This is a genomic window from Aquabacterium sp. A08 (assembly GCF_011742065.1).
The window spans coordinates 1-319 of sequence record NZ_JAAQQT010000139.1 but is presented as its reverse complement, the minus strand read 5'-3'; the positions used below and the strand labels follow the sequence as shown (position 1 = coordinate 319).

The 319-nt window shown below is 64.3% G+C and carries 1 pseudogene; it reads right to left on the bottom strand.

The annotated features are described in order from the left end of the window. Positions 1-319, bottom strand: a pseudogene (tuf, locus tag HA630_RS00790) (elongation factor Tu); the annotation flags it as partial.

The window sequence follows — 319 nt, the reverse complement described above, 5'->3', positions numbered from 1 at the left end:
TCTTCCATGGCGATGGGGGCGATCAGCTTGACGGTGATCGACACGTTGTCGCCGGGCATGACCATTTCCTTGCCTTCGGGCAGCTCGATGGAGCCGGTCACGTCGGTGGTGCGGAAGTAGAACTGCGGGCGGTAGTTGTTGAAGAACGGGGTGTGGCGGCCACCTTCGTCCTTGGACAGCACGTACACCTCGCCGGTGAAGTGGGTGTGCGGCTTGATGGAGCCGGGCTTGCACAGCACCTGGCCGCGCTGGACGTCTTCGCGCTTGGTGCCGCGCAGCAGGATGCCGACGTTGTCGCCTGCCTGGCCTTGGTCCAGCA